Annotated in this window: 5 protein-coding genes; all 5 read right to left on the reverse strand. The window is 71.7% G+C overall.

The features are described 5' to 3' along the window. Positions 1 to 76: 76 nt before the first annotated feature. Entirely contained in the window at positions 77 to 1,507 is a 1,431-nt protein-coding gene (gene pyk, locus ABH937_RS15270; protein ID WP_280687385.1) for a pyruvate kinase, read from the reverse strand. Positions 1,508 to 1,569: 62 nt separating this feature from the next. Next, complete coding sequence (locus tag ABH937_RS15275) at positions 1,570 to 2,775, reverse strand: acetate kinase (RefSeq protein ID WP_370218446.1); 1,206 nt, start codon at positions 2,773 to 2,775, stop codon at positions 1,570 to 1,572. Then, positions 2,772 to 4,958: a phosphate acetyltransferase gene (gene pta / locus ABH937_RS15280; RefSeq protein WP_280687383.1), complete on the reverse strand. Its 2,187-nt coding sequence runs from the start codon at positions 4,956 to 4,958 to the stop codon at positions 2,772 to 2,774. Before pta ends, ABH937_RS15275 begins: the two co-directional genes overlap by 4 nt. 208 nt (positions 4,959 to 5,166) lie before the next feature. After that, positions 5,167 to 6,348, reverse strand: a complete 1,182-nt coding sequence (locus tag ABH937_RS15285) for an esterase family protein (protein ID WP_280687382.1) — start codon at positions 6,346 to 6,348, stop codon at positions 5,167 to 5,169. Between the two features lie 187 nt (positions 6,349 to 6,535). Continuing rightward, a partial coding sequence (locus tag ABH937_RS15290) for an alpha amylase C-terminal domain-containing protein (RefSeq protein WP_370218447.1) occupies positions 6,536 to 7,419 on the reverse strand: 884 nt, incomplete at its 5' end.

A 7,419-nucleotide genomic window follows, 5' to 3' on the forward strand; every position in this document is an offset into this window, starting at 1 on the left:
CGTCCCGACGGCAAGCCGATGGGCCCCTCCGAAGCGCAGCAGCTTCGGAGGGGCCCATCGGCTTGCCGACGTCGCCTCAGAGGCCGACGCGGGACCCCAGGTGATGCACCTGCACCATGTTGGTGTTGCCGGGCACGCCGGGCGGCGAACCGGCGGTGACGATCACCGTCTCGCCCTCGCTGAGCCGCTTCATGCTGAGCAGCTCCTGGTCGACCTGCAGCACCATCTCGTCGGTGGTGGCCACCTGCTCGGTCACGTACGCCTCGACGCCCCAGCTCAGCGAGAGCTGGTTGCGGGTGGCCGCGTCCGGGGTGAAGGCGATCACCGGGATCGGGGAGCGGTAGCGGGACAGGCGGCGGGCGGTGTCACCGGACTTGGTGAAGGCCACCAGCGCCTGGGCGTTCAGGAAGTCGCCCAGCTCGCAGGCCGCGCGGGCCACCGAGCCGCCCTGGGTGCGGGGCTTGCGGCCCGGGTTGAGCGGCTGCAGGCCCTGGGCCAGCAGCTCGGCCTCGGCCTGCTCGGCGATCCGGCTCATCGTCTTGACCGTCTCGACCGGGAACTTGCCGACGCTGGACTCGGCGGAGAGCATCACCGCGTCGGTGCCGTCCAGGATCGCGTTGGCGACGTCGGAGACCTCGGCGCGGGTCGGGCGCGAGGCGTGGATCATCGACTCCATCATCTGGGTGGCGACGATGACCGGCTTGGCGTTCCGGCGGGCCAGCGTGATCAGCTTCTTCTGGACCAGCGGCACCTTCTCCAGCGGGTACTCGACGGCCAGGTCGCCACGGGCGACCATGATCGCGTCGAAGGCGAGGACGATCTCCTCCATCGCCTCGACCGCCTGCGGCTTCTCGATCTTGGCGATCACCGGGACCCGGATCCCGACCTCGTCCATCACCTTGTGCACGTCGTCGATGTCACCGGCGTTGCGCACGAAGGAGAGCGCGACCATGTCGACGCCGAGCCGCAGCGAGAACCGCAGGTCGTCCTTGTCCTTCTCGGACAGCGCGGGCACGTTGACGGCCGCGCCGGGCAGGTTGATGCCCTTGTTGTTGGAGAGCACCCCGCCCTCGATCACCACGGTCTTCACCCGCGGGCCGTCGACGCTGACGACCTCCAGGGCGATGACGCCATCGTTGATCAGGATCGGGTCGCCGGGCTTCACGTCGCCGGGCAGGCCCTTGTAGGTGGTGCCGCAGCTGTACTGGTCACCGGGGACGTCTTCGGTGGTGATGGTGAACGTGTCGCCGTTGTCAACGGTCACCGGGCCGTTGGCGAAGGTCGCCAGACGGATCTTTGGGCCCTGCAGGTCGGCCAGCACACCGATGGTGCGGCCGGTGTCCTGGGACACCTGGCGGACCTTGCGGTACCGCTCCTCGTGCTCCGCGTGGGAGCCGTGGCTCATGTTCAGGCGGGCGACGTTCATCCCCGCTTCGACGATGGCCTTCAGCTGTTCGTAGGAGTCCGTGGCCGGACCCAGGGTGCAGACAATTTTCGCTCGGCGCATATGGATGATCCTATCCGTACGAGTTATTCCCGGGGATTGGGACGAACCTCCGACAACAGCTGTTAACTGTTTCGGACCAGCGTGTACGCCTGCTGGGCGATCTCCAGCTCCTCGTCGGTGGGCACCACGGCCACCGTGACCCGGGCGTACGGGGGCGAGATCACCCGGGCCTCGGTGGAGCGGACCGAGTTCAGCTCCGGATCCACCGCGATCCCGAGCGCCTCCAGGCCGGCGGTGGCCGCCGCGCGCACCGGCGCCGCGTTCTCGCCGACCCCGGCGGTGAAGGCGATCGCGTCCACCCGGCCGAGCACCGCGTAGTAGCCGCCGAGGTACTTGCGCAACCGGTGGACGTAGGCGTTGAAAGCCAGCTCGGCGGCCGGGTCGCCGGCCTCGGTGCGGCGCATGACCTCGCGCATGTCGTTCTCCCCGCACAGGCCCAGCAGGCCGCTGCGCCGGTTCAGCAGCTCGTCGATCTCGTCGATGGACAGGCCGCCGACCCGGTGCAGGTGGAAGATCACGCCCGGGTCGATGTCGCCCGAGCGGGTGCCCATCACCAGCCCCTCCAGCGGGGTCAGCCCCATCGAGGTCTCCACGCAGACCCCGCCGGCCACCGCCGAGGCGGAGGCGCCGTTGCCCAGGTGCAGCACGATCATGTTGAGCTCGCTCGGCGCCCGGCCGAGCAGCCGCGCGGTGGCCCGGGACACGTACTGGTGCGAGGTGCCGTGGAAGCCGTAGCGGCGCACCCGGTGCTCGTCGGCCACCGCCGGGTCGATCGCGTAACGGGCCGCGTGCTCGGGGATCGTGGTGTGGAAGGCGGTGTCGAAGACCGCGATCTGCGGCAGGTCGGGACGCAGCGCCCGGGCCACCTCGATCCCGGTGATGTTGGCCGGGTTGTGCAGCGGGGCCACCGGCACCAGGCGGCGGATCTCGGTCAGCACCTCGTCGTCCACCACGGTCGGCGCGGTGAACCGCTTGCCGCCGTGCACCACCCGGTGGCCGACCGCGGCGAGGTCCGGGGAGTCCAGGCCCAGGCCGTCGGCGGCCAGTTCCTCGGCCATCGCCTTGAGCGCGGCCGCGTGGCCGGGGAAGGGCCGCGTCGACTCGCGCCGCTCGCCGCCGTGCGGGGTGTGCAGCAGCCGGCCGCCGTGCTCGCCGATCCGCTCCACCAGGCCGGCCGCCAGGCGCGTGCCGTCCACCATGTCGATCAGCTGGTACTTGACCGACGAGGAGCCGGCGTTGAGCACCAGGATCCGGGTCGCCTCGGTCATGCGCTCTGCTCCTTGTGCTCCGACAGCTCCGGCGGCTCCGACAGTTCCGGCGGCTCCTGTTGGGCGCCCTGCTCCCGCTGCGCCTGGATGGCGGTGATCGCCACGGTGTTGACGATGTCCTGCACCAGGGCGCCGCGGGACAGGTCGTTGACCGGCTTGCGCAGGCCCTGCAGCACCGGGCCGACGGCGACCGCGCCGGCCGAACGCTGCACGGCCTTGTAGGTGTTGTTGCCGGTGTTCAGGTCCGGGAAGATCAGCACGCTGGCCCGGCCCGCCACCGTGGAGCCCGGCAGCTTGGTGGCGGCCACATGCGGGTCCACCGCCGCGTCGTACTGGATCGGACCGTCCACCAGCAGCTCCGGACGCAGCGCCCGGACCAGCTCGGTGGCCTTGCGGACCTTGTCCACGTCCACGCCCGAGCCGGAGGTGCCGGTGGAGTAGGAGAGCATCGCCACTCGCGGCTCGACGCCGAAGGCGGCGGCGGTCTCGGCGGACTGGATCGCGATGTCGGCCAGTTGCTGGGCGTCGGGGTCGGGGTTGACCGCGCAGTCGCCGTAGACCAGCACCCGGTCGGCCAGGCACATGAAGAAGACCGAGGAGACGATCGCGGCGCCCGGCGCGGTCTTGATCACCTCGAAGGCCGGCCGGATGGTCGCGGCGGTGGAGTGCACGGCGCCGGAGACCATGCCGTCGGCGATCCCCTCCTGCACCATCAGGGTCCCGAAGTAGCTGGCGTCGGTGACCACGTCGGCGGCCAGCTCGACGGTCATGCCCTTGTGCGCGCGCAGCTCGGCGTAGCGCTCGGCGAAGCGCCGGCGCAGCGGGCTGACGGCCGGGTCGACGATCCGCAACTGGGCCCGGTCGCCCCCGTCCTCGGGCTGCGGCAGCGTGATGCCCAGGCTCGCGGCCTTGCGGCGGACCGCGTCCACCTCGCCGAGCAGGGTCAGGTCGCAGATGTTGCGGCGCAGCAGGATCTCGGTGGCCCGCAGCACCCGCTCCTCGGTGCCCTCCGGCAGCACCACGTGCCGTCGGGCGCCGCGGGCCCGCTCCAGCAGCTCGTGCTCGAACATCATCGGGGTCACCCGGTCGGACCGGCTCAGCTCGATCCGGCTGGTCAACTCGGCGGTGTCCACGTGCAGTTCGAAGAGGCCGAGGGCGATCTCGGCCTTCCGAGGGCTGTCCGAGCCGAGCTTGCCCTCCAACGGGGTGAGCGCGGCGGCGGTCGGCCAGCTGCCTTCGGGGACCACCGCGACCGGCGTGCCGGGGGCCAGCCGGGAGGCCAGCGCCAGCACGTCGGGGCCCGGGTGCTGAGCCAGCGTCAGCAGCACCCCGGCGATCGGTGGCGCACCGGCGGCGTGCGCGGCGAGCGAGCCGATCAGCAGGTCGGCCCGGTCGCCCGGGGTCACCACCAGGGCCCCCTCGGTCAGGGCCGGCAGGAAGGTGGGCAGCATCGCGCCGCCGAAGACGAAGCCCCGAACGTCCCGGGCCAGCCCCGCCGCGTCGCCGAGCAGCACCTCGGCGCCGGTCGCCTCGACCAGTTGGGCCACGGTCGGCGCGGCCAGCGCCGGCTCCTCGGGGATCACGTAGGCGGGCACCGGCAGCTTGCTGGTCAGCCCGCGCAGCACCGGCTGCTTGGCGCCGGGGGCCACCCGGTTGGCGATCATCGCCAGGATCGAGCAGCCGAGGTCGGTGTAGGCGCGGTGGGCGCCCAGCACCTCGGCGATCACGGCCGGCGGGTCCTGGTCGTGCCCGCCGACCACGGGCAGCACCCAGGCGCCGAACTCGTTGGCCAGGCGGGCGTTGAAGGCCAGCTCGTCGGGGATGTTGGTGTCGGCGAAGTCGGTGCCGAGCACCAGGACGGCCTGGCACCGGCGCTCCAGCGCCCGGAACCGGTCGACCAGCGCGCCGACCAGCTCGTCCTGACCCTGGGCGGCCTGCAGCGCGGCGGCCTGCTCGTAGGTCAGCCCGTACAGCTCGGTGGCCGGCAGGTCCAGGCGGTAGCGGGCCCGCAGCAGCTCGACCACGTGGTCGGTGCCCGGCTCGCCGGGGGCGTGCGCGTGCACCAGTGGACGGAACACCCCCACCCGGTCCACCTGGCGGGTGAGCAGCTCCATGACCCCGAGTTCGACGGCCTGGCGGCCGTCCCCCCGGCCGATGCCGGTCACGTACACACTGCGCGCCACGCGTGTCTCTCCGTCCGTCGCGGTCCGTCTCGGTCCGTCGCGGGTAGCCTTCGACGCCCTGCGGGGCCGATCATCGGTTCGACCATACCTTCGCAGTTCGAAGCCGCTGTCGCAGGACGACGTGCCCGGCTGCGCCCGGCCGCGCCCGGCCCGAGCAAGAGCCGAAGGCCCCGTCGGGGCGGGCCGCAGGGCCCGCCCGCGGTGGCTGCTACGGCGCCGGGATGAGCTTCGAGAGCCACTCGAAGGACGGCGCGACCAGCGGCTTCCAGGTGCTGATGAGGTGCGCCCCGGTGGTCTCGAAGGTGGTCACCGCCGTCGGCGATTTGGCGGCCTGCTGGAGCGCCACCGCGTCCTCCAGCCCGTCGCCCTTCTTGCCGGTCTCCCAGAGGCCGATGTTCGGCGGCGTCTGGGCGTGGGTCAGCATGTAGAGGGGGTTGTCGATCACGCGCAGCTTGGGGTCCTGGTAGGTGAGCGAGGCCTTCTCGCCGATGGGGTCGTTGTAGCCGGACATGGCGATCGCGGCCCGGTAGCGGTCGGGGTGGCCGATCGCGAGCCGGTTGGCGCAGTGCGCGCCGGCCGAGAAGCCGGCCAGCGCCCAGCCGGCCGCGGTGTCGTCGGCCCGGAAGTTGTCGATGACCATCTGCGGCACGTCGCGGGACAGCCAGGTGTCGGCGTTGACCTTGCCCGGCACGTCGGCGCAGCCGGTGTCGGCGTTGTTGAGCAGCTGGACCCGGGGCGAGACCAGGATGAACGGGGTCACCTGGCCGGACTTCATCAGCGCGGAGAGCTGGTTGGTGACCGCCATGTCGCCGAACCAGGTGCTGGAGCTGCCGGGGTAGCCGGCCAGCAGCTCGACCACCGGGAAGGTCTTGTTCTGGTAGGCCGGGTCGTCGTACTGCGGCGGTGTCCAGACCAGCACCTCGCCCTCCACCCCGGAGAGCTGGCCCTTGAGGTCGGCCTGCTTGACGTCCTTGGGCACGGCGTCGGAGCTGGCCGGCTTGAAGGTGAGCACCTGCTTCTGCCGCGGCGCGGCGGAGCCGGCGGCCCGGTCACCGGCCAGGCCGTTGTCCTTCGGCGGGACCGGGACCGCTTGGACGTGGCTGGAGGTGCCCAGCAGGTCAGCCCAGTTGTCGTAGAGCTGGTTCTCGTTGTTGACCACGACGAAGACCATCGCCACTGCGGTGACCTGGCAGAACAGGATGGTCGTCAGGTACCCGACGGCCTGCAGCGGCCCGCCGCCGGCGCTGCCACCACCGGCCCGGCGGCGCCGGCTGCTGCCGCGGACCGCACTGCCCTTGCCCCGCGCTCGGAACTGCGCCATGGCCAGCGCGATCGAACCCACGAAGAGGACGATCGTGAGGATGAAGAAGGGGGTGCCTGTCAGTGCCATCGTGCTCTTCGGTATCCAGCTCCTGTGCCGCCCGGACCCGCTGCCCGGCGCGAGCTATGACACTAGGGCACGGGTGTTCGGTTGCATTCGATCGGGGAGAGAGCTGAGCAGGGCTCAGCACCGGTCGCCAGGGGCGTGGGTGGGCCGACCGCCCCGGGTGTGGGGCGGTCGGCTGGCGGTGTCGTGCTCAGGCTGGGCGCAGCCAGAGGGTGGCCAGCGGCGGGATGATCAGCTCGGCGCTGCGCGGCTGCCCGTTCCAGGCCGCCGGCTCGGCCTTGATCAGCGCGGGGTTGCCCACCCCGCTGCCGCCGTAGCTCTCGGCGTCGGTGTTCAGCGCCTCGGTCCAGAGCTGGTCGGTGCCGCCCAGGCCGGGCAGGCCGACCCGGTAGCCGTGCCGGACCACCGGCGAGAAGTTGCAGACGGCCACCAGCGGCGGTCCGTCGACCGGGTACCGGACGAAGGAGAGCAGGTTGTCCTCGGCGGCGCCGCCGTCCAGCCAGCGGAAGCCGTCGGGGCTGGTGTCCTGCTCCCAGAGCGCCGGGGTGGCGCGGTAGACCCGGTTGAGCTCGCCGACCAGCCGTCGCACGCCCTGGTGGTCCTCGGCGGCCGGCCAGCCCTCGTCGAGCACCCACCACTGCGGCCCTTCCTCGTGGTGGAACTCCGCGCCCTGGGCGAACTCCTGGCCCATGAAGAGCAGTTGCTTGCCGGGGTGGGCCCACATGAAGCCGAGGTAGGCGCGGTGGTTGGCCCGCTGCTGCCACCAGTCGCCCGGCATCTTGGAGACCAGCGCGCGCTTGCCGTGCACCACCTCGTCGTGCGAGATCGGCAGCACGTAGTTCTCCGAGTAGGCGTACACCATCGAGAAGGTGATCTCGTTGTGGTGGTACTTGCGGTGCACGGGCTCCTTGCCGATGTACACCAGCGAGTCGTGCATCCAGCCCATGTTCCACTTCAGGCCGAAGCCGAGCCCGCCGCCGTCGGTGGGGCGGGTGACGCCGTCCCAGGCGGTGGATTCCTCGGCGATGGTGACCACGCCGGGGCAGCGGCGGTAGACGGTGGCGTTCATCTCCT

The organism is Kitasatospora sp. GAS1066B, from assembly GCF_041262605.1.
GTDB lineage: Bacteria > Actinomycetota > Actinomycetes > Streptomycetales > Streptomycetaceae > Kitasatospora.